Source organism: Providencia sp. PROV130, from assembly GCF_028482225.1.
GTDB classification, from domain to species: Bacteria; Pseudomonadota; Gammaproteobacteria; order Enterobacterales; family Enterobacteriaceae; genus Providencia; species Providencia rettgeri.
On record NZ_JAMPQC010000010.1, the window covers coordinates 245,106 to 265,025 of the forward strand.

The window sequence follows — 19,920 nt, forward strand, 5'->3', positions numbered from 1 at the left end:
CGTATTATTATTCATTAGATTCAAATGACGCTAAGAATGTCCGTAATAACTGGTTCAACGCATGTTGCTCTTGTTGAGACAATTTAGCGACGAGGCGAGCCTGGTTTTGTGTGTGTGCTTCAATAAGTTGGTTGATTAACGTTAACCCTTCGGGAGTTAATGAAACCAAAAAGCCGCGGCCGTCATCAGGGTTAGTATGGCGGCTGACTAACCCCGCTTTTTCCAATTGGTCTATTCGGTTGGTCATCGTCCCCGATGTGACCATCAACGTTGATAACATTTCTCCCGGGCTCAGTGTATAGGGAGCACCCGCACGCCGCAAAGTCGCAAGTACATCAAAGCTTGAACGGTTAAGGCCAAATTGAGCGAAGACCTTTTCCATTTCCCGAGTTAAGTGGAACGCGACATTACCTAGCCGGCCAATTAACCCCATTGGGTTAATATCGAGGTCAGGGCGCTCTCTTTCCCACTGTTGAGTGATTTTATCTATTCTATCCATAGGCAAATAATGGCGGTTATTTATCTTGACGTCAAGGTAAAATACACATATCTTGACGTCAAGATAAATTAAGAGAATAGAAATATGAATCGTATAACGGTTTTAGGGTTGACAGCATTAGCACCAATTGTGTGGGGAAGCACATACTTAGTGACAACAGAGATGTTACCCGCTGGGATACCATTAACATTGGCGGTATTACGCGCGTTACCTGCAGGATTACTATTGATACTTGTGTTACGAAAACTCCCCGAAGGCATTTGGTGGCTGCGGGTAGTGGTATTAGGTGTTTTAAACTTTTCTTTATTTTGGTGGCTATTGTTTATTGCTGCGTATCGTTTACCTGGTGGTGTCGCCGCAACGGTTGGCGCTGTACAGCCATTAATTGTGCTATTTTTAAGCCGCTGGCTGTTAAATAACCGTTTATCTGCGGTATCCATTATGGCATCAATAGCAGGGGTATTCGGGGTAGCTATATTGCTCTTAACACCGAATGCCGCCTTAGACCCTTTAGGTATTATTGCTGGGTTAGCAGGGGCATTTTCAATGGCTGCGGGGACGGTTTTGAGTCGCCGGTGGCAGCCACCAGTCAGTGCTTTAACCTTTACTTCATGGCAATTAACGGCGGGAGGATTAGTATTATTACCGTTTGCCATTATATTTGAGCCGGCTTTACCAACGTTAAGTTCACTAAATTTAATTGGTTTAGGGTATCTCACGCTTATTGGCGGTGCATTAACTTACGCCTTATGGTTCCGCGGACTTGCAATATTAGGCCCAAGTTCAGTGGCGTCGCTGGGTTTTTTAAGCCCCGTGAGTGCGGTGGTTTTGGGATGGTTTTATCTCAACCAACAGCTTAGTACCTTGCAATTTATCGGCATGGTTGTCATTTTACTCAGTGTGTGGGCGAGCCAGCGAGCGGAAACAAGAAAAATCACTCTAGATTATCAACGTTAAAGTCAACTCTGTAGGTTGCTCATTGAATGTGATGAGCAACTTTTTTTCCTGTGTTAACATTCATTAGAGCATTCACTCAGACTATTAAACTGTGGCTAATATGTTATTTCCTGATGAAGATAATACTGTACAAATTGCACCAGAGGCTTTTTTACTCAAAGGGTTTCTACTGGGGCAAACTGAGGCATTATTGCAGTCATTAAACAACATTATTGCAGCTAATCCCTTAAGGCATATGACGACACCAAATGGCTACTCAATGTCTGCCGCAATGACTAACTGCGGTGACTGGGGTTGGGTAACTGATGAAAAGGGATATCGCTATAGTCGGCGTGACCCTGTCACCAATGAGCCATGGCAACCGATACCAATTTCCTTTATTCAATTGGCCATTTCTGCAGCGAGCACGGCTGGCTTTGATCATTTTATCCCTGACGCTTGCTTGATTAACCGCTATGCCGTTGGCGCGGCGATGGCATTGCACCAAGACAAAGACGAAACTGATTTTACTCAGCCGATTGTCTCTTTTTCTTTAGGGTTACCCACAACATTTGATTTTGGTGGAGTAACACGAGATGCGCCAAAAGTTGCTATTTATATAGAGCATGGCGATGTTTTGGTATGGGGAGGCCAGTCACGATTAAATTACCATGGGGTGCGTCGAGTTAAATCAGGTGTACACCCGTTGTTAGGTCCGTATCGATATAACTTGACGTTTAGGCGCTCTCAACCCTGAATTCATCTTTTACAGTATGCCAATTTATCAATGAAATAGACTATGAATGACTTAATATTTAATTTCAGTAGCTTAAATAATATTAATCGTTAAATTTAGTATATGTATAGAAAAAATATAATTGAATAATGAATTGGAACCCCCTATAAATGATGGCTATGAATTAATATAACTAGTTATTGATAGGTAAGTGAATGTATAGCTTTTTAAATGATTATAACGAAATAGCTCATCCGGCAGTTATGCAAGTTCTAAATGATTTATCAGGGAAACGTTTCAAGGGTTATGGCACTGATGAGGTTTGTCGTCGCGTAGCAGATAAAATTAGATTAAGAATTGGCCAGCCTAATGCGGATATTCATTTTTTTAATGGTGGTACAATCACTAATCTAACTACGATTTCCCATGTTTTACGACCACACCAAGCGGTTATCACCGTAGACAGCGGGCATATTGCAGTCCATGAAACGGGAGCAATTGAAGCAACCGGCCATAAAGTTATTACTGTTGACTCACCATCAGGCAAATTAGCACCAGAACACATCATTAAGGTGCTGTCTGAGCATAAAGATGAACATACGGTCCAACCTAAGCTTGTTTATATTAGTAATTCAACTGAAATTGGTACCGTTTACCGTAAAGAAGAGTTAGTTGCGTTACGTGAGGTTTGTGATGCTCATAACTTACTGTTATTTATGGATGGTGCTCGCTTATCTTCAGGCTTAATGTCGAAATATAGTGATCTAACGATTGAAGATGTAGCGCAGTTAACTGATATTTTTTATATCGGTGGAACGAAAATTGGCGCATTAACCGGGGAGATCTTGGTGATTTTAAACCCAGCACTGCAATCTGATTTTCGTTTTAGTATTAAACAAAAAGGTGGGTTACAAGCAAAAGGTTGGTTGCTCGCTGCTCAATTTGAACCATTATTTAATGATGATTTGTATTTTAAATTGGGGCGTCATCTTAATGAGATGGCAGCACAATTAGCTTCATTTTTTGCTGAAAAGGGATGTCAGTTTCTTGCGCCCGTTGAATCAAACCAGGTTTTCGTTATTTTCCCAGATGCACTGGCGAATAAATTATTAGGGCATTATCAATTAAGTCAAATATGTAAACCGACACGAGAGACGACCTGTATTCGTTTTTGTACCTCGTGGTCAACAACTCAGCAAGATGTCGATAAATTAAAACAAACTTTCCAAACTCTAATTTAGATAATTCATTAACCCAATAAATATTTCCGATCTTTCGCCTATATTTATTGGGTTTTATTTATCATGATGGCAGTTTATTGATGATTTTACTGAGCAATTATATTGTTGGTACTGATTAAATATCCGTGCCAGCGAAAGGTAACGCAGAGCTAATCTTTCGAGAGTAATAGCCCTGATAACATTATATCTATGGCTTCGACACTTTTCTTTAGTCGCTGTTGACTATCACCTTGTGAGATCCAATAAGCGGCCTCAGCGAGTCCACCATTGATTAAAAAAGCCAATGCATGGGTATCAATATTTTTAATAACGCCATTTTGGGCTAGCTCATGAAGCAGGCGTTCAATTTGTTCAGTACACTGTAAGTTTGATTTAGCCAAAAAATCGCCTAAAACGGCTTTCGCATCCCGCAAAATAATTTGTTGATACTCCGGTTCTAATGCCATTTCTAAGTAGGCGTGACAACGCTGACAAAAACTGTTCCATAGGTCTTCTGTATGGAGAGTAATTGCTTGTAAACGGGCATTCATTTGTGAGTCAATTTGTTCTACAACGGCAGTAAATAAGCCTTGTTTATCACCAAAGTGGTGGTAAAGGGCGCCGCGTGTGAGATTAACGCTTGCTGCTATTTCATCCATTGAGGTTTCTGCATAACCAAGCCGGCTAAATTGCTCTCGTGCTGTAGTTAATAAATTTGCACGTGTTTCTGCCATTTGAGCTTGCGTTCTTCTTGCCATTAAAAGCCTCTTACATACATAGCGTATAATTATTTACATTCAATGTGTATGATTATATCATGATTATACATACATAAAGTATGTATAATTAAATTTCATTTTGGAGTTCATATGATAGGTCGCTATCAGCAGTTATTTCAGGCAAAAGAAAACCAACGCTTTGTGATAGCGGGGTTACTGGCGCGTTTATCGTTACCGATGATGGGGATCGGGATCATCACCTTGTTAGCACAACTAAAAGGAAGCTATACCTTAGCAGGGCTTGTTTCTGCAACTTTTGTCTTAACTTATGCGTTGCTATCCCCACAAGTTTCTCGCTTAGTGGATAAATATGGTCAATTTCGCGTCTTGCCGGTGGTGACCGTAATCAGTGTGCTAGGTGTGTTTATTATTATCCTTACCACATGGTTATCATTACCCGATATTGGCTTATTTATCGGAGCGTTATTAACGGGGGCGATGCCCAGTATGTCTGCTATGGTAAGGGCTAGGTGGACTGCGCTGTATAAAGATCAACCCATACTACAAACAGCCTATTCATTAGAAACCGTATTTGATGATGCCACTTTTATTGTTGGTCCTCCGTTATCTGTCGGGATCACTGTCGCTTTATTTCCTCAAGCAGGTTTACTGGTTGCGGCAATTTTATTAGCCGTGGGAATGGCTTTATTTATTTCACAGCGAAGCACAGAACCTAAAGTTGTGGCGCATGACTCTCTTGTACTGGCGAATAAATCAATTATTTCAATGATTGGGTTGCAGTTGTTGATTGTATTAATGATTGCTTTAGGTGTAATTGTTGGCAGTGTGGATATTTTAAGTGTCACGTTGGCTCAATTACAACAGCAACCAGCGATGGCCAGTTTAGTGTTATCGGCCTATGCGATCGGTTCATGTGCGATGGGTATCGTATTTGGCGGGTTAACCTTTAACACACCGTTATCACGCTTGCTATTCCTCAGTGGCTTAATGACGTTTCTTTCTATTGTGCCAATGTGGTGGGTTGTAGGCGTTTATTCTTTGTCTGCTGTGGTATTTATTTCAGGGTTATTCTTTGCTCCGACGATGATCATTGCAATGACATTAGTTGAGAGAATTGTTCCACAGAATAAATTAACAGAAGGAATGACATGGTTACTCGCAGGGTTAAATATTGGCGTTGCGATTGGTGCGATGCTAACGGGTAAAATGGTGGATACCTACGGTCCTTATGCAGGTTATGCCGTCGCAATCTCCGGTGGCGTTTTAGTTTTCATTTCAACATGGCTGAGCTACTTACGGGATAAAACACAACAAAAAATGGCAATTGAATGTGAAAATTACCATTAAAAACAACGAAAATATAAACCATGTAGTGATAAAATCATAAAAAATAATTTAATGAGGTAATTTCATGCATTCTCCAGTCTTTCGCACTGCCACACTTGATGATGTTGACGCCTGTTATACGATTGAAATCGAATCCTATGAAGGGGATGAAGCGGCAACAAAAGAAAAAATAGCAACACGGATTCAGCAATATCCAGACGGTTTTTTATGTATGGAATTAGCCGGGGAAGTCGTTGGTTTTATTAATTCGGGTTGTGCATGGGATGTTGTGATGTCGGATGAAAAGTTTAAAGAACTCATTGGGCATGATCCACAAGCACCAAATGTCGTTATTATGTCAGTGGTCGTACATCCCAAATATCAAGGTAAAGGCTATTCATCTTTACTGATGAAAAGGTTTATCAATGCCATGAAGGAAATGAATAAAAAAACGATTCATCTTATGTGCAAAGAACGCCATATTGACCTGTATAAGCATTTTGGCTACCAATATGTTAAACCGTCAGAATCTGACCATGGCGGAATGACGTGGCATGAAATGGTAATGAAACTGTAAACCTATTTTCTCAAGCTCGCTATTTTGAGGCAGTCTGAATGAGCTTGGGAGTTTTTCAATACGAAGTATCTAACGTGTAATTTTGTTGTCTGATATGATATCTCATCATAGATAATCACCATTTGGGAAGTAAGAATGATAATTTGGGTTGATGCGGATGCATGTCCAAAAGTAATTAAAGAAGTTTTATACCGAGCAGCAGATAGGGAAAAAGTGCAAATAACATTTGTTGCGAACCAGCGTTTAACGGTACCCCCATCACCTTTTTTAAAAACCTTGCAGGTACCTGCAGGATTTGATGTAGCGGATAATGAAATTGTATTACGAGCTCAAAAAGATGATTTAGTGATCACGGCAGATATCCCATTAGCCGCAGAAGTTATGGAAAAGGGTGCCAATGCATTGAATCCTCGTGGAGAACGCTATAGCGAAGCGACTATTCGTGAGCGCCTTAATATTCGTGACTTTATGGATACCATGAGAGCCAGTGGCATCCAAATGGGAGGGCCTGCAAGTCTAAACCAAAAAGACAGGCAACAATTTGCTAATGAGTTAGATAAATGGCTGTTGCAACGTAAGAAATCACTAACGTCATCATAAGCCAGCACATTTTTTGATTTAAGCTCAGAAAATGTGCATAGTAAAACAGAATTACAATCTATACCGTGTCTATAATGGTTAACCTTAAATTTTTGAAGAAGAATGATGGATCCATTACACAGTATTATCATCACACTTTTCTTATTTATACTGACCTTTTTTAATCCTGGAGCAAATTTGTTTATTGTGGTGCAAACCACATTGAGCTCCGGTAAAAAAGCAGGATTAACTTGTGGTTATGGTGTGGTGTTAGGCAATGCCATTTATTCGGGGCTTGGCTTATTTGGTCTTGTCACATTAATGGCTGAATTCGGCTCATTATTTTCACTGATTAAAATTCTTGGTGGCTTATATTTGCTTTATTACGCGCTAAGTGTATTTAATAACAAAACACAACTTAACCTATCCACCGAAAATACTACGGAACATTTCCCATCTGGTGTCTATTTTAGGCGAGGGCTAATTTCTGATTTATCAAACCCCCAAACCGTTTTATTTTTTATGAGTATTTTTTCAACGACCATTTCGCCATCAACACCATTATGGGCTAAGTTAGTCATTTGGCTGGGAATTGTTATTGCATCATTAATTTGGCGGGTTATTTTATGCCAAACATTCTCTTTAACTTCTGTTCGTAGAACCTATTCACGAGTTCATAAGGTGGTCGGTAAAGGTGTTGGGTTAATTCTAGGAGCGTTGGCAACAAGGTTGATTTACCAAGGGTTCAGCGAATTGGCTATGAAGAAATCACCGTTCTAGATTTACTGATTATGAAGAAGTCATTGCTATATAAAATAGCCTCAGACTTTACGATGAGGCTATTTGCAGTGGAATAAAATGAATTTATTGATGCGTTAACCAATGTTCAACTTCTTGATAATTACCGCGAAAAATGATGCGATGTTGTTTTTTACTTAATTGATAGCGATACATTGGGTCGTAATACTCATTCAACAATGGGATTAACCACGAAAAATGTGTCTGGGTATCTCCGGTTACTTTTTGGTCTGCTAAAGCACGCTCAAGTAAATGCGTCAATTCGATTGTCCGTTGTGATCCTAACCGTTTACGGATGGCAAACAGACCATGATGTAAATAGTCACTATATTCCTGCCAGCCACGCTCGAAACCAAAAGTCGCTAAAAAATCTTGCGTCATACGATCAAAATATTCATATTTTAAACGCTCAAGACGTAGTTCAAAAGGGTCATCAATAATAGCGATTGGCGCTTTTTCCATTTGTGTGCGTAGTTCAAGTGGCAGGCTATTCGCACCAATGGCACGCCCTTCATCTTCCAGTACCCAACGCTGACATTTTTGGGCTTTCTTCAATAGCGTAACTGCTAAATAATTTTCAAAAGTGGCTTGGGTGTGCTGTTGTTGTAATGTACGACCAAACGAAGAGCCACGATGATGTGCGAGACCTTCTAAATCAATTCCGTTCGCTAAATGATGTACGAGAGTGGTTTTACCATTACCAGTACAGCCACCCACTAAAATAATAGGAAGTTGAACCAATTCATTAACGGCATCAATTGCTGTTTGTCGTAATGCTTTGTAACCACCATTAATGAGAGGGTATTCAATACCGGCCTCTTTTAACCAAGATTGCACGATATGTGACCGCATGCCACCGCGTGCACAGCAGATATAGCCATTCGTATTTTGTTTACAAGCTGCTATCCACGCAGTGATCCGAGCCATTTTAAGGTCACCACTGACAAGCTGGTGGCCTAATTCAACAGCTTTAACCGAACCTTGTTGTTTATAGCATGTACCAACAGCTGCGCGTTCATCATCATTCATCAAAGGCAGGTTAATGGTATTCGGCATTGACCCTTGTTGAAATTCGATAGGCGCTCTGACATCGATAAGTGGTGTGCCAGTGGTTAATATTTGACGAATATTTTGCGAAGAAGTGGTTAATTCCATAATAACAGCGAGATTCTTTAAAGTTGCAATGGGTTTACTATACTCTTAATCCTATTGCTTGGCATTAATGTTAGGTTTAAAACGAGGGTTAGTATTTTATTGCGTAATAATGATATATTGTCGATAGGTATTTTAATATGAGTAAGGGGTAATACGATGAAGATGCTAACAATTCAAGAAATGACCGAAACTCAAAAAATCCAAGTGCGCACGAGACTCGCGCAAGAAAGGAAGAAACTAGGCCGTGAATTAACCAATTCTGAGCAGAGCAAGGTAAGAAAACAAATTATTACCGAAATATCTCAAGAAGTCGAAAAACAAGCTAAAAAACGACGGGCAGAAAAGAAAAAAGATAAATTAGTCCCCAGTGATACAACATACAGTTGGTCTTCACAAAATCACAAAAGAGGGTATCGTTAATTTTTAATCAGAGTGTTCTGCTAGTGATTTGCGTTAAGTAATTGTAATTTTATGCAATTCAAATCATTAAAAGACCTCTAAGATGAAAAAGATTGCGTTATTATTCTTGTTATTTAGTAGTTTTGCTGTCGCAAAATCCAATTATCATGGGAAACTATCCCGTAATGATTCTGTTGTTGTGCATGTTTGCGCTTTATCTCCTTTTTCTAATTTCTATGCAGAAGCTGCAATGTCCGAGCAAACAGCACGACACAAAACCTCTCGGCGTTGTGAATTAGGGCAAGGGCAAGGCAGTATTTTTTGTAAAGCTCAAGATGCGAAATGCAGTACCAGTAAATTATCGTTTGGTGATCAATATAGTGAAGAAAGCCTGGTTGTTTACGCTAAATCGTGGCAAAAGGGCGATTATATTGAAGTCTTTGACGACATTCCGTATCTCTCCCGTCACCATTTTGCAGATAAAATATCTTCTTATACAATTCCTGATGGTTGGACAGTACGGTTTTACGAAGGGGATAATTACACGGGCAAATATCATACAGAAATGGGTGGTTCACACAATACGCTGGGATATAGCCAAAAAACGCGCTCAATCAAAATTATGAAACGGCCATAAAGTAAAGGCCAGAGTGTCTGGCCCCGTACTTTCATTCCATAGTACGAATATGGGGGGCAGTTTAAACATATCGGAAATATTAGATACACAAACTTGTTAGCATCTATTTATCTGCAAAATCACATTAATTTTTTCTTTTGCTGGTGGCCTATTGTTCTCTTTTTTTATTGACGGCCAGATTAAAATTAACTTTCTTATTCTGATTACGGATATGTTCTTTAATTTCTTTTTCTAAAAATGGCAAATCACCGGTACAAATTTTATCTAACGTCAGGAGCCATAGGTGAACTGTATGAACACCTTCACGAGCAGATGAGTTATATCATTTCTGGCTCATTTATTTAGCCGCTTTTCTCTATTTACTGATTATGGTATTTCAACAGATAAAAGAAATATTCCAGAATATTCATTTGGGGGAATGTCTTTTGTTTTAATTAATTGACTAGAAACCTGAAATTGCTTTTGGGTAAATGCATCAACGCGCAGTGTGGTTTCAGGAGAGCCATCAATATTAATTTCTGATTCTAGACCATCTGCAATAAATATAAAATTATCGCCATCAAGCCCAGCAGTCGCTGTAATTTTTACATCGGTTGTTTCTGTACAGCTCACACGAAAATCAGCAGAGACCTTATCACCATTGAGTGAGCTATTCGATAATGTGCCATGATCTAAATAATCAGGTCCTTCGATATTACAACTAATATTGGTTGGGTCTAGCGGGGAACATAATATAATCGGATTATTCGCTGTTTGAGCTATTTGCATCTTTTGGCGATATAGAATCCCTAGGTTAAAACAAAAGCCGACCCCTGGCCTTCTTGGATAAAATTGCCAGCGACCTTGTATTTTTTTATTCAATAAATTGCCTTTTTCTAGCGCTCTGGCAACTTCACTAAAGGTGACGGGTTTTTCATCCCAAGTGCTTCTTTCGGTTAACCTAACTGAATGGGTATCGAAACTAACAATATGTGAGTTTCCTGCGCCATAGTTACCATCTGCATAGGTTCCCCATGAGCCAAGTTCAATATCGCAAGGGCAGGAACCGGAAGTTTGCATGGCCATCGGGCGGTTATCATGCTCTAAATCACCACGTAAAATATACCTAGCTTCGATCCAAGCACCATAATCAGCAACAAATTCACCTTGGGCAGCAAATTCGGCATGAGCGCCTTTTAACGATGAAATAAGTAATAAAAGGGTGAAAATAATTTTTTTCATAATATTATTGCCAAATGCGTTATTCATAATAAATATTAAAAGTTGTTGTAGCCGTGAAATCGCCAAGCTGAATACTCTTATTATTAATAGCCTCTTCCTCAGCTAAAATATAGGCTTTAAAGGCAATATCAGTAGGAAAATCATTTTTAGCATTCACCTGTAATGGGTAATGGGTATTTAATTGAATTTCACCATGCTCATTCATTAATTTAATACCATAACCCGCATTTCTGTTATCGCTATCAATTGCCACGGCACCTTTGATATTCGTATTTTCAATTCCTGTGAACGCCATCGAGTAGGAAAAATCTGGTAAAAATTCACAGTCAGAGAGTGTGATCACAAATGGTTGCATGACATCTCTTTTCTTATAGAGGTCTTTATCATTAACTTCATTAAAAGCTACAATTAAATCAGAATCGCTATTGATATTGCAGGGCGTGGCATTTCTGAGTACACCTGAAAAATTAACTTGATCGGCGAATGTAATATTGACCGATAAAAAGCACAGTAGAATAAAAATGTGTTTTTTCATTGATATACTACCGTTAATGTCGCATTTGCAGTAAACGCACCCGCATACACTCGTGCTGAACTTGAACTGCTTTTGACTAAGCTGGCTTTCAGATCTGGTGTATCGCTATCTGAGCGATAAGTATATGTAAAATCTGAGTTTAGTTTTAATGAGCTAGAACCTTGATAAAGTTGTAATGCGATATCATCCTGCTCATTAATTGCCAATAGATCTTTGTCAAAATCAGATGGTGCACCATCAAAGCTAAAAACAACATCAGTTCCAGATGAAATCCCATTGCATTCCCATTCAAAATCAATGTCTTGTATATAAGTTTTTCCATCTTTTGTTGGTACAAGAGCGACCACTAAATCATCCCCAAAATCAATATTAATAGGACGATTATTATTGATAACACAAGGTACACCTTCTATTAAACGGCCACTAAAATTGACGGGCACTGCCGATGCTGTATTTATTGTGATGATAAATAACGGTAATAAAAAATGTCTTATTTTCATAATAAAATATCCTAGTGGTATCCTACAGTAAGAGTTGCGGCCGTAGAAAACTCACCACCAACAGGCCGAATTCCATTTGCTAATGCTAATTCAGCAGTCAAAGCAGGTAAGTTTGAGTAATTATCTATGTAATAGCGGCTCCCAATCACCATAGGTTTATTATCAATGAATAATTTAATATTAAGCCCTGGCGTATCGGCGACATCAAGGCTATTTGCTGTTTCACCGTGAACACCGTCAAAAATGAGATATAGCTCATCGAAATTAGAATCACAATATAAGTCATAGTCAATGGCTTCTATGTATTTACCTGAATCTATTTGAGATATGACAATATCATCACCAAAATCTACAAAGATGGCTTCATTATCGTTTAAAACACAACCACCAGATAACACATTCACTTTTACCGTGACAAATTTGCCATCAGCCCATGTGAAGGCTGGTAAAAATAATAGTAAATAGAAGCATAGATATTTTATTATTTTAAGCATTAGGTTAATCCATCTTTGGTAAAGAGTATTATTTTACTGGTTGTACTTGGCACTGAGTTGGAGAACAATGAAAAGATAAATAAACTTGCCCACCATAGTCATTGATGTAATTAATAACAGGGGTTGTACCGAGTTGCTCTGCACTAATTGATAATTTTTTCTCTCCAAATGGCTCAACATCGGTTACTGTAAAATTAGCTAATTTCTCAGCAGACGGGCTCTTTTTAATGCTATTTAAAATAATGAAATAGGGTGTAGGATTTTTTGCATAAACACCATCACTTTTTTTAATCAAGACAAGCTTGTTCTGCCATGGTGAATTTCTCATTTCAGTTGAATCCATGACTAATGAAGCGGGGCGATAAAATAATTTGACGCGTGTTTGAAGTGCAATTTGTAATACATTACTTTTTTTACTTGCCGGTGGGATTTCTCGTAAATTAAAGAAGAATAAACTTTCTCTATCCTGAGGTAATTTCCCTATATCAGGTAAAGACTCAATTCGTAATTGACTAGTTTGCCCTGCATTTATACGCTGAATTGGTGGTAATATAGTAAAGTAAGATGTAAGTTTTTCACCGTTAGCATCTTGTAGCCACCCTTGGGCTAAATAAGGTAACTGAGGGTTTTTATTACTTACAGTTAATGACACGGAATTGTTATTCCCATCAAAAATAATTCTGGTTCTGTCCATTGAAATTGCAGAATACGCATGAGTTGCTACTAAGCTGGTTAATAAAAAAGTAGATATTTTTTTCATCATGATTGATTACCTTTTAATGAGTTTTATTAATTACAGGGTAATAATAATTTGTCATAAACATTGTGTTCTTCAATATTTTGTGGAAATTGAATAACACATTCAGAACCTTGCCATGAAACAGTCATTGTTTCTCCAGCACGAATACCTCCAATATAGGCCTCTCCTTGATCCCCGATAATACCTGTTACTTTTTCGTCTTTATTTTTAATGTCCGAGGCAAAAGGAGGATAACTGCCATCTTTTAGTCGTAATATCACCATTAATTTTAAACCATAAATAACATCAAAATTACGGTAACCAATCGCTCCCTCTGTTAATGTTGATTGTGTCACTGATTCTGCAACTTCAACGTTTTTTGGTAGTTGGTTAATATCGATAACTAAGTTACTTTTATAGTAACTATTTAAATCAGGTATAATTGCTGTCCCAAAACGATTTGAGCGTATATGGCTGCCGTTATATTTAATAGGAACGTCTTTAACACCGTTTGTATCAACAAGAATACGGGTTCCACCTAATGCAGTGATAGGGTGCAGACCAACTCCATAACCCGTTAATGTCACTCCACCTTGTAATGTAGATGAGACATTCATTGAGCTATTACTTATATAGTTAAAGCTAGAATTAAAATCAGTACTATTTCCTTTATGGGAGTAATAACCACTAAGTAGAGCACTATGTCTGTTGTTACCGACACTGAGTGATGCGTTATTTTTTGCATCAATTCGGGTATTTGCAGTTAGTTTATTTGTATTGTCATTCTTCCCGTTATAGGTTGAGTAGTTAATATTTGTCCCACTGGATAAAGGAACTGAAATACTCATGTAGGCACCATTATCATGGTAACTCTGCATTTTACTGCTAAAAACATTAATGGATATACCGACATTACTGAACATTTCTGTATCTGAGTACTTTGAAAATGTTAGGTTGTATCGATGGCTATTTGGTCTGTTCCAATAAGTTTGGTGGTTATAGCTTAAATTCATCGATGAACGCCAATCAGTAAAATTTTTACTCATCGAAGCGGTATACAAATTTTTATTAAATCCAGTATAAATAAACTCCTGATCATTATTATAATTAATGAAGTCAGTCATTGTCATGAACTCACGATCAAGGACTCGTTGTGTTGATAACATCAGCTGACTATTTTGTTCTTGAATGCTTTTAAAATAATCGATTTTAATCGATTTCCCTTTACGTGCTGATTCAGATTTTATTGATGTAATCGATTGACTCAAAGAGGTTGATATAGCGCCAAATTGAGAAAGGTCTCGACCAATACCGATAGAAAAGGAATTGTATTCATGGCTATTTATTGCTCCGCCAAAAAGAGACCAACCATTATTAACTCCCCAAGATATTTCGCTTTGTGCAAATAGGTCACCATCAATATGGTGTGCTAAATCTGTTGGTCTTCCGGCACTAATTTTATAACGAATAGCTCCAGGACGAGATAGAAAAGGGACGTTTGTCGCTTCAACTTCAAATTCAGAGATACGACCATCACTTTCTTCCACGGTGACCTGTAAAGTCCCTGAAATACCACTATTCAGATTTTGAATTCTAAATGGCCCTGCAGGGACTAAACTTTCATAAATAATACGCCCATCTTGACTGATTTTAACAATCGCATTTGTTTCAGCAAACCCCGTAACCTCTGGGGCATAAGAACGTAGATTAGGCGGAAGCATATTATCATCAGACCGCAATGCGACACCGGTATATTTAAAGCTATCAAACAAATCAGACTGTAGATAATCTTCACCAACAATCAGCTTTGCTTTTAAGCCTCTTACTGCGCGGTAGGCATAAATATTGTTCCATTTTAATTCTTTTACATCTTCGGCTTTGCTTGTTTGAATATGGTTATAGGTTCCTTGCCAATGACCACGAACTCGCCAGCTATGTAAATTAGCACCAATAACACCTAATCCTGAAAGATATATCGTATCGCTTGTATGATTGTTTCCAAGACTATGGTTATATTGTGACGTCAAACTGTAGTCTGAAATAATACCAGTGACGCCATCTTCCCATCGTGAGGCTGGCTCCCAATCAAAAGTTGAATATTCCTGATGCATTTTAGGAATATTAATTGTTAATGAGTTGTTTGACAGCTCCGGTTTTACAGTCATTCCTGATAAGCTAGCCATTACTAAGCAATTTAATTCATCGATTTTTTGCCATTTTAATGAATTTAATGCTGATTTATTTAGGTTGAACTTTTCAACAACATTAGGTGTTAAGCAAGCTTCTGACTTTTCATCGCCTAAGTTTACAATATGAATTTTTTCTTCGGGTAAATACGAGTTATTAATATAAATTTTAAAGGGATAAATTCCTGGAACAATATATAAATCACGGGAAAATACCGCTAGGTTGATATTTTGTCTATCTTCAGCATTTAAAATATTAACATTGAATTCAATGTCATCTTCATCTGCAAATGCGATGAAACTATATACTATAGTGAATGACAGAATTATTTTTTTCATAATAGCAGTGTAATTTTTTTCAAAAAGCACAGAAAATATCATGTTATTTTTCTTCATTGCTATGCCTTTATCTTATTAAGCTGAGGCAACGATTTATCATTACCTCAGCTTATTGCTATCGATAATTAACTTAATTATATGAAAGCACGAAATCAGTTACTGCTTGAAATTCTCCTGGTACAATTTCAACGGGGTCTTGTTGGCCTGTTGGCGTACCTAAACCTTTAACATATGCCGCAAACTGTAATGTATTTGTTTGCTCTTGTAATTGGTGACTAGATTTAGTTGTTTCATTTAAAACGATTGGTGAGTTATTGCTATCAACTATTTGAATACCAGCACCAGATGCAGTCCCTGTAATTGCTAATAGTGATTTTGGCTCATTTGTTGCCGCTGCACCGGTAAAGGTGACATTAACAGATTGCTCGGTTTCTAATGTACAATCAATTAATTTAATATCAAACATAACAGGTGAAGATTGCCCATCTGATTTACCATTATTACTTAATACTGAATCCGCAACTTGGCCCAAATCTACAGTTTGGTCTAATGATGCAGGGTCAATAGAGCAAGGGGCACTAATAATGCTACCAGTAAATGTAACTTTACCACTACCATGATTCACAGGAGCGGAGACAGCACTAAAGCTTATTACGCTTGTTAATGCAATGCTTATTACTGACTTCGTAAATGTCATAGAACATTCCTCTATTAAATAGAAACTAAATTTTGAATAAAATATTCAAATATCCCTTAATTCAAAAAGGGAGAAGGGAGTTAATAACCAATATTAAGCTAATTGGCATGCATAAATACTATATATACACCAATACTAAGTAAAGGCAATCAATCCTATCGAAATTGTGTTTTTTGATAGGTTTCTATTTTTTACTGGCTGAAATTCACTCCTTTAAATTATTAAACTCCTTTTAAATCAGATGGTTGGTTTTTTATAAATATATTTTTAATATTAAACCTTTTTAATAGTAGAAAGTACTTACTTTCATTTTGTTACAGTTTTAATATGAAATTTATATTTATTACTGCAATTTTGAGTAATGCAATTTCCAAATGCTCAAGCGATAAAGGTTATTATTTTGAAGAGCAGGGGAGTTAATACGCTAAGAATGGGTATTAAGTATAAGTGATTTTTTGAAGGTAATTAATTCATATTTCCGGTGCAGCTTTCATTCCTAAATATAAGACACTTCTTAATGATAGAGAAATCGAAGCCTATGATTATAACTTAATTTTCAATTAACTTGAAATTATAATAGGTATTATTACCTAATTACATGTGAACATCATCATAAATAACCAAAAAATTTATTACCGAAGAGCACGATCATGTATGTCTATTTTCCCATGGTAGCTAGAAAATGATTGTTATCCTATAAATAATTCCGTAGTATTATTAGTAGTTGTCACTATCCACATAGTGGGTATATTGTTTCCGATGTAAAGATGATTATGTGAATGATTATTACATCAATTATTTATGAGATCTTTACATGCTAAACTCATCTTTCTTTACTCGTTTTCGTAAACTGCCGAACCGTGCCTTGCATATTCTAGTCCCCTTTTTTTTATCACTAATTATGAGTGGGTTAGTTTCATTTATTAGTACATTGAAAAGTATAGGCTTTGAAAATCATCTCGTGCTTACTTGGTTAACGGCTTGGATGATTTCGTGGGCGGTGGCATTTCCTGCAGTTCTAGTTACGCTGCCATTGGCTCGGAAATTTTCATTGCTATTTGTTCGACTAGACTAATGAACGATGTATTATTGAAAATCCCAACAACTTAAATAAATATTGGTAAGAGTTATCGTGCCAGTTGAACGATAACTCCCTACTTTATCAGCATTTCGATAGTTTCATCTTGCGTTGGCTAGCGATTTCTTACTGCTTTATCGCTATCAGTGTTTTCAGTTGTATTTTTCATGCTTTATAGTCAACGACTAAATGGCAGGTGGTTTTATAAGGGATTAAGTCTGGATTTTTATTTTCTATCCAATCTATGATTAATTGTAATGCCCCTGGTGAGTAAGCTTTGCGCCCAGACCATAGAAAGTACCATTGATGTAATATTGGCCAATCACTCTCTAATTGATAGTTAAATTCAGGTGCACGAAGTAACCCATGACTCGCGTTCGGAAAAACAATGATATAGGCTTGATGATTAGTATCTAATGCGGATCTATAACGGCAGGCATTTAACTGTGCATCCACATTCATATCATCATTACCCCAAACAGCTAATATGCGGCCATTCATTTTAGTTAGAGAAGCGGATGAGTCACCCAATAATAATGCGACCACGAGTATAACGTTTCATTTTATTATCCTTACCGATTTATCTTTATATCATCATAACAAATGATATGGACCAACCTAATCCATGAATGCTATGAGTTAATACAACGGCTTTCAGTATCCAGCGGTGGTTGTTTAACTTCAACGTGACAAAAGTAGCGATGGCTGATAAATTATCTATTCATATAGTTATTCATTTATCTATTCACCAATCTATTCATCGAGTGATTAAATCATGACAAATAGACTTGATATGATTCGTCAATTATTACGTCGAGAGCCAGCAACTGCAAGGCAACTCGCTGATATAATGAATATTAGTCAGCCAACCATTTCTCGAGCGTTAACATCACTGGGTGAAGATATTGTTCGAATTGGTTCGGGCCCATCTATTCAATATGCATTGCGTGATACTTTTCGCGGGTTTGATACGGCACCTATTTATCGCATCAGCGAAGAGGGCACCATAAGGCCACTAGGGAAACTGATCCCAGTTTACCCCGGAGGATTTGTCATGGAGCAGGAAAATAATGTCTGTCTTTATAGTGATGGCCTGCCATGGTGGTTGTTTGACATGCGTCCACAGGGATACCTTGGGCGGGCGTATGCATCAACTTATTCGGCAGAGCTTGGTCTACCGGCTAACCCAGAACGCTGGTCAGATAGCGATATAATACGGGCTTTAATTACTCATGGTCATGATGCAGTAGGAAACTTATTAATTGGGGAACAGGCAAAAAAGCAATTTTTGAATATGCCTTCACCGACACCTGTTGATCGAGCTATAACCTATCCCTCGCTAGCATTGGCTGTCAGTTCTGGAGAAGCTCCAGGCTCATCAGCCGGTGGAGAGCAACCAAAATTTTGTACTTATACCGACCGTGGTCATGTACTCGTAAAATTTACGGCGCTGGACGATAACGCAATCAGCGAACGGTGGCGCGATTTATTGCAAGCTGAACATCTTGCGTTAAAAGTGCTTGGTGTAGAAACAGAAGTTTTTGATTTTGGTGGGCAGCGCTTTCTGGAAGTTCCTCGGTTTGACCGAGTAGGTTCACTGGGTCGCATAGGCCTTTTCTCTTTACAAGCGCTAGAAGCTGAGTTTGTTGGCAAAGCGATGAAACCTTGGCCTGTATTGGTTAATGACCTTGTCAAACAAGGGTATGTAGACGCCGATGCCGCCACTAGTACTGCGCGACTTTGGGCATTTGGCATGTTGATAGGAAATACTGATATGCACCATGGTAATTTATCATTTATTAGTAGCCATGGTCGTCCATATCAGCTTGCGCCAGCCTACGATATTTTGCCTATGGGGTTTGCGCCTAAATCGGGCGGTGAAATCGTAAACTCACTTCGAGTGGCAACATTACTTGATGGGATCAGTGGGGGTATTTGGCGAGAGGCGTTAGCACTAGCGGAAGAATTTTTCACTTTGGTAAATAACTGTGATCGGTTATCAAATAATTTTGGCCAATGTCTTACTACGTTACGTAACCACCTTGATGAGGCGAGGTCACGCATATCCCGTTTGGAGTGAGACTCGTTGGTATAATTATCTTTACTTTTAACGTCGCGAATTACACCATGGGTCATTAGAATATGCTCCCGTATTATCAATCGAATTGTTTTCTATCATATCCAAATAGAGTAACTCAACTTCAGTTCTTGCCCATGGCGTGCGACGAAGAAACTTTAAGCTAGATTTAATACTTGGATCTTTGTTAAAACAGTTTATTTTTATAATGCGTCCAAGTTGGCTCCAACCGTATCTATCAACCAATGCATTAACTTGCATTTCTAGTGTAACTCCATGTAAAGGGTCTTTCGATTTATATTCACTCATTACGGCATATCCGAAGCATAGGCAGGTTATTATTAAGCGCATATAAATAAGCTGAATACCAATCTAAGTCAATAGGGTGTTAACAATGACTGAACGAGTAAGGCCTATTTTGCTTTGATATTCTATTTAACATAATATGCATT

General features: G+C 37.9%; 23 protein-coding genes. 11 read left to right on the forward strand and 12 right to left on the reverse strand.

Annotation, left to right across the window (positions count from 1 at the left end; translation table 11 throughout):
- Window positions 1–7: 7 nt before the first annotated feature.
- Complete coding sequence (locus PSF28_RS08510) at window positions 8–499, reverse strand: MarR family winged helix-turn-helix transcriptional regulator (RefSeq protein WP_210837913.1); 492 nt, start codon at window positions 497–499, stop codon at window positions 8–10.
- Window positions 500–583: 84 nt separating this feature from the next.
- Between PSF28_RS08510 and PSF28_RS08515 the strand changes: the two genes are divergently transcribed.
- The 3 genes from PSF28_RS08515 to PSF28_RS08525 all read left to right on the forward strand — a co-directional run bounded on the left by PSF28_RS08515 (window position 584) and on the right by PSF28_RS08525 (window position 3,412).
- Window positions 584–1,456 (forward strand): EamA family transporter, encoded by an 873-nt coding sequence (locus PSF28_RS08515; RefSeq protein WP_210837911.1) that lies wholly within the window; start codon window positions 584–586, stop codon window positions 1,454–1,456.
- Window positions 1,457–1,556: 100 nt separating this feature from the next.
- Complete coding sequence (alkB, locus tag PSF28_RS08520; protein ID WP_210837929.1) at window positions 1,557–2,192, forward strand: DNA oxidative demethylase AlkB; 636 nt, start codon at window positions 1,557–1,559, stop codon at window positions 2,190–2,192.
- Between the two features lie 194 nt (window positions 2,193–2,386).
- Window positions 2,387–3,412 carry a threonine aldolase family protein gene (locus PSF28_RS08525; RefSeq protein ID WP_210837909.1) on the forward strand — a complete coding sequence of 342 codons (1,026 nt, stop codon included), beginning with the start codon at window positions 2,387–2,389 and terminating at the stop codon, window positions 3,410–3,412.
- A gap of 149 nt (window positions 3,413–3,561) precedes the next feature.
- Here PSF28_RS08525 and PSF28_RS08530 read toward each other — a convergent pair whose 3' ends face one another.
- Window positions 3,562–4,149: a TetR/AcrR family transcriptional regulator gene (locus PSF28_RS08530; RefSeq protein WP_272684921.1), complete on the reverse strand. Its 588-nt coding sequence runs from the start codon at window positions 4,147–4,149 to the stop codon at window positions 3,562–3,564.
- A gap of 111 nt (window positions 4,150–4,260) precedes the next feature.
- On the opposite strand from PSF28_RS08530, the gene PSF28_RS08535 reads away from it, so the two are divergent.
- From PSF28_RS08535 to PSF28_RS08550, 4 genes are all read left to right on the forward strand, one after another.
- Window positions 4,261–5,478, forward strand: a complete 1,218-nt coding sequence (locus PSF28_RS08535; protein WP_272664879.1) for an MFS transporter — start codon at window positions 4,261–4,263, stop codon at window positions 5,476–5,478.
- Between the two features lie 64 nt (window positions 5,479–5,542).
- Window positions 5,543–6,034 (forward strand): GNAT family N-acetyltransferase, encoded by a 492-nt coding sequence (locus PSF28_RS08540; protein WP_210837904.1) that lies wholly within the window; start codon window positions 5,543–5,545, stop codon window positions 6,032–6,034.
- Between the two features lie 135 nt (window positions 6,035–6,169).
- Entirely contained in the window at window positions 6,170–6,634 is a 465-nt protein-coding gene (locus PSF28_RS08545) for a YaiI/YqxD family protein (RefSeq protein ID WP_272684922.1), read from the forward strand.
- A gap of 105 nt (window positions 6,635–6,739) precedes the next feature.
- Window positions 6,740–7,393: a LysE family transporter gene (locus PSF28_RS08550; protein WP_210837927.1), complete on the forward strand. Its 654-nt coding sequence runs from the start codon at window positions 6,740–6,742 to the stop codon at window positions 7,391–7,393.
- A gap of 84 nt (window positions 7,394–7,477) precedes the next feature.
- On the opposite strand, the gene mnmH is transcribed toward PSF28_RS08550, so the two are convergent.
- Entirely contained in the window at window positions 7,478–8,566 is a 1,089-nt protein-coding gene (gene mnmH, locus PSF28_RS08555) for a tRNA 2-selenouridine(34) synthase MnmH (RefSeq protein ID WP_272684923.1), read from the reverse strand.
- A 156-nt stretch (window positions 8,567–8,722) separates the two neighbouring features.
- Here mnmH and PSF28_RS08560 point away from each other — a divergent pair, with 156 nt between their 5' ends.
- Both PSF28_RS08560 and PSF28_RS08565 read left to right on the forward strand, forming a co-directional pair.
- Window positions 8,723–8,986, forward strand: coding sequence for a DUF3811 domain-containing protein (locus tag PSF28_RS08560; protein ID WP_004910935.1), 264 nt, complete (start codon window positions 8,723–8,725; stop codon window positions 8,984–8,986).
- Window positions 8,987–9,068: 82 nt separating this feature from the next.
- Window positions 9,069–9,602, forward strand: coding sequence for a beta/gamma crystallin-related protein (locus tag PSF28_RS08565; RefSeq protein ID WP_210837898.1), 534 nt, complete (start codon window positions 9,069–9,071; stop codon window positions 9,600–9,602).
- A gap of 366 nt (window positions 9,603–9,968) precedes the next feature.
- Here PSF28_RS08565 and PSF28_RS08570 read toward each other — a convergent pair whose 3' ends face one another.
- From PSF28_RS08570 to PSF28_RS08600, 7 genes are all read right to left on the reverse strand, one after another.
- Entirely contained in the window at window positions 9,969–10,823 is an 855-nt protein-coding gene (locus PSF28_RS08570; RefSeq protein WP_210837894.1) for an MrpH family fimbial adhesin, read from the reverse strand.
- A 19-nt stretch (window positions 10,824–10,842) separates the two neighbouring features.
- Complete coding sequence (locus tag PSF28_RS08575) at window positions 10,843–11,358, reverse strand: fimbrial protein (RefSeq protein WP_210837892.1); 516 nt, start codon at window positions 11,356–11,358, stop codon at window positions 10,843–10,845.
- Complete coding sequence (locus PSF28_RS08580; protein WP_210837890.1) at window positions 11,355–11,858, reverse strand: fimbrial protein; 504 nt, start codon at window positions 11,856–11,858, stop codon at window positions 11,355–11,357. The genes PSF28_RS08575 and PSF28_RS08580 overlap by 4 nt, the downstream gene beginning before the upstream one ends.
- 11 nt (window positions 11,859–11,869) lie before the next feature.
- The gene (locus PSF28_RS08585) at window positions 11,870–12,352 is read right to left on the reverse strand and encodes a fimbrial protein (RefSeq protein WP_210837888.1); all 483 of its coding nucleotides are present in this window, start codon (window positions 12,350–12,352) and stop codon (window positions 11,870–11,872) included.
- Between the two features lie 28 nt (window positions 12,353–12,380).
- Window positions 12,381–13,115 (reverse strand): fimbria/pilus periplasmic chaperone, encoded by a 735-nt coding sequence (locus PSF28_RS08590; protein ID WP_442958802.1) that lies wholly within the window; start codon window positions 13,113–13,115, stop codon window positions 12,381–12,383.
- A 26-nt stretch (window positions 13,116–13,141) separates the two neighbouring features.
- Window positions 13,142–15,673, reverse strand: a complete 2,532-nt coding sequence (locus PSF28_RS08595; RefSeq protein ID WP_247605370.1) for a fimbria/pilus outer membrane usher protein — start codon at window positions 15,671–15,673, stop codon at window positions 13,142–13,144.
- Window positions 15,674–15,746: 73 nt separating this feature from the next.
- Window positions 15,747–16,313 (reverse strand): fimbrial protein, encoded by a 567-nt coding sequence (locus tag PSF28_RS08600; RefSeq protein WP_210837886.1) that lies wholly within the window; start codon window positions 16,311–16,313, stop codon window positions 15,747–15,749.
- A gap of 814 nt (window positions 16,314–17,127) precedes the next feature.
- Between PSF28_RS08600 and PSF28_RS08605 the strand changes: the two genes are divergently transcribed.
- Window positions 17,128–17,388 carry a DUF2798 domain-containing protein gene (locus tag PSF28_RS08605; RefSeq protein WP_272664868.1) on the forward strand — a complete coding sequence of 87 codons (261 nt, stop codon included), beginning with the start codon at window positions 17,128–17,130 and terminating at the stop codon, window positions 17,386–17,388.
- Window positions 17,389–17,556: 168 nt separating this feature from the next.
- Here the strand turns inward: PSF28_RS08605 and PSF28_RS08610 are convergent, their stop codons facing one another.
- The gene (locus PSF28_RS08610; protein WP_272684924.1) at window positions 17,557–17,937 is read right to left on the reverse strand and encodes a hypothetical protein; all 381 of its coding nucleotides are present in this window, start codon (window positions 17,935–17,937) and stop codon (window positions 17,557–17,559) included.
- 229 nt (window positions 17,938–18,166) lie between these two features.
- Here PSF28_RS08610 and yjjJ point away from each other — a divergent pair, with 229 nt between their 5' ends.
- Window positions 18,167–19,471, forward strand: a complete 1,305-nt coding sequence (gene yjjJ / locus PSF28_RS08615) for a type II toxin-antitoxin system HipA family toxin YjjJ (protein WP_210840388.1) — start codon at window positions 18,167–18,169, stop codon at window positions 19,469–19,471.
- A gap of 27 nt (window positions 19,472–19,498) precedes the next feature.
- Here the strand turns inward: yjjJ and PSF28_RS08620 are convergent, their stop codons facing one another.
- Window positions 19,499–19,777: a VF530 family DNA-binding protein gene (locus tag PSF28_RS08620; protein ID WP_102138573.1), complete on the reverse strand. Its 279-nt coding sequence runs from the start codon at window positions 19,775–19,777 to the stop codon at window positions 19,499–19,501.
- Window positions 19,778–19,920 lie beyond the last annotated feature (143 nt).

What these genes read in the sequence shown, in the direction of transcription:
- PSF28_RS08510 (WP_210837913.1), bottom strand. Translation starts at nt 499, where the DNA reads ATGGATAGAATAGATAAAATCACTCAACAGTGGGAAAGAGAGCGCCCT.
- PSF28_RS08515 (WP_210837911.1), top strand. Translation starts at nt 584, where the DNA reads ATGAATCGTATAACGGTTTTAGGGTTGACAGCATTAGCACCAATTGTG.
- alkB (WP_210837929.1), top strand. Translation starts at nt 1,557, where the DNA reads ATGTTATTTCCTGATGAAGATAATACTGTACAAATTGCACCAGAGGCT.
- PSF28_RS08525 (WP_210837909.1), top strand. Translation starts at nt 2,387, where the DNA reads ATGTATAGCTTTTTAAATGATTATAACGAAATAGCTCATCCGGCAGTT.
- PSF28_RS08530 (WP_272684921.1), bottom strand. Translation starts at nt 4,149, where the DNA reads ATGGCAAGAAGAACGCAAGCTCAAATGGCAGAAACACGTGCAAATTTA.
- PSF28_RS08535 (WP_272664879.1), top strand. Translation starts at nt 4,261, where the DNA reads ATGATAGGTCGCTATCAGCAGTTATTTCAGGCAAAAGAAAACCAACGC.
- PSF28_RS08540 (WP_210837904.1), top strand. Translation starts at nt 5,543, where the DNA reads ATGCATTCTCCAGTCTTTCGCACTGCCACACTTGATGATGTTGACGCC.
- PSF28_RS08545 (WP_272684922.1), top strand. Translation starts at nt 6,170, where the DNA reads ATGATAATTTGGGTTGATGCGGATGCATGTCCAAAAGTAATTAAAGAA.
- PSF28_RS08550 (WP_210837927.1), top strand. Translation starts at nt 6,740, where the DNA reads ATGGATCCATTACACAGTATTATCATCACACTTTTCTTATTTATACTG.
- mnmH (WP_272684923.1), bottom strand. Translation starts at nt 8,566, where the DNA reads ATGGAATTAACCACTTCTTCGCAAAATATTCGTCAAATATTAACCACT.
- PSF28_RS08560 (WP_004910935.1), top strand. Translation starts at nt 8,723, where the DNA reads ATGAAGATGCTAACAATTCAAGAAATGACCGAAACTCAAAAAATCCAA.
- PSF28_RS08565 (WP_210837898.1), top strand. Translation starts at nt 9,069, where the DNA reads ATGAAAAAGATTGCGTTATTATTCTTGTTATTTAGTAGTTTTGCTGTC.
- PSF28_RS08570 (WP_210837894.1), bottom strand. Translation starts at nt 10,823, where the DNA reads ATGAAAAAAATTATTTTCACCCTTTTATTACTTATTTCATCGTTAAAA.
- PSF28_RS08575 (WP_210837892.1), bottom strand. Translation starts at nt 11,358, where the DNA reads ATGAAAAAACACATTTTTATTCTACTGTGCTTTTTATCGGTCAATATT.
- PSF28_RS08580 (WP_210837890.1), bottom strand. Translation starts at nt 11,858, where the DNA reads ATGAAAATAAGACATTTTTTATTACCGTTATTTATCATCACAATAAAT.
- PSF28_RS08585 (WP_210837888.1), bottom strand. Translation starts at nt 12,352, where the DNA reads ATGCTTAAAATAATAAAATATCTATGCTTCTATTTACTATTATTTTTA.
- PSF28_RS08590 (WP_442958802.1), bottom strand. Translation starts at nt 13,115, where the DNA reads ATGATGAAAAAAATATCTACTTTTTTATTAACCAGCTTAGTAGCAACT.
- PSF28_RS08595 (WP_247605370.1), bottom strand. Translation starts at nt 15,673, where the DNA reads ATGAAGAAAAATAACATGATATTTTCTGTGCTTTTTGAAAAAAATTAC.
- PSF28_RS08600 (WP_210837886.1), bottom strand. Translation starts at nt 16,313, where the DNA reads ATGACATTTACGAAGTCAGTAATAAGCATTGCATTAACAAGCGTAATA.
- PSF28_RS08605 (WP_272664868.1), top strand. Translation starts at nt 17,128, where the DNA reads ATGCTAAACTCATCTTTCTTTACTCGTTTTCGTAAACTGCCGAACCGT.
- yjjJ (WP_210840388.1), top strand. Translation starts at nt 18,167, where the DNA reads ATGACAAATAGACTTGATATGATTCGTCAATTATTACGTCGAGAGCCA.
- PSF28_RS08620 (WP_102138573.1), bottom strand. Translation starts at nt 19,777, where the DNA reads ATGAGTGAATATAAATCGAAAGACCCTTTACATGGAGTTACACTAGAA.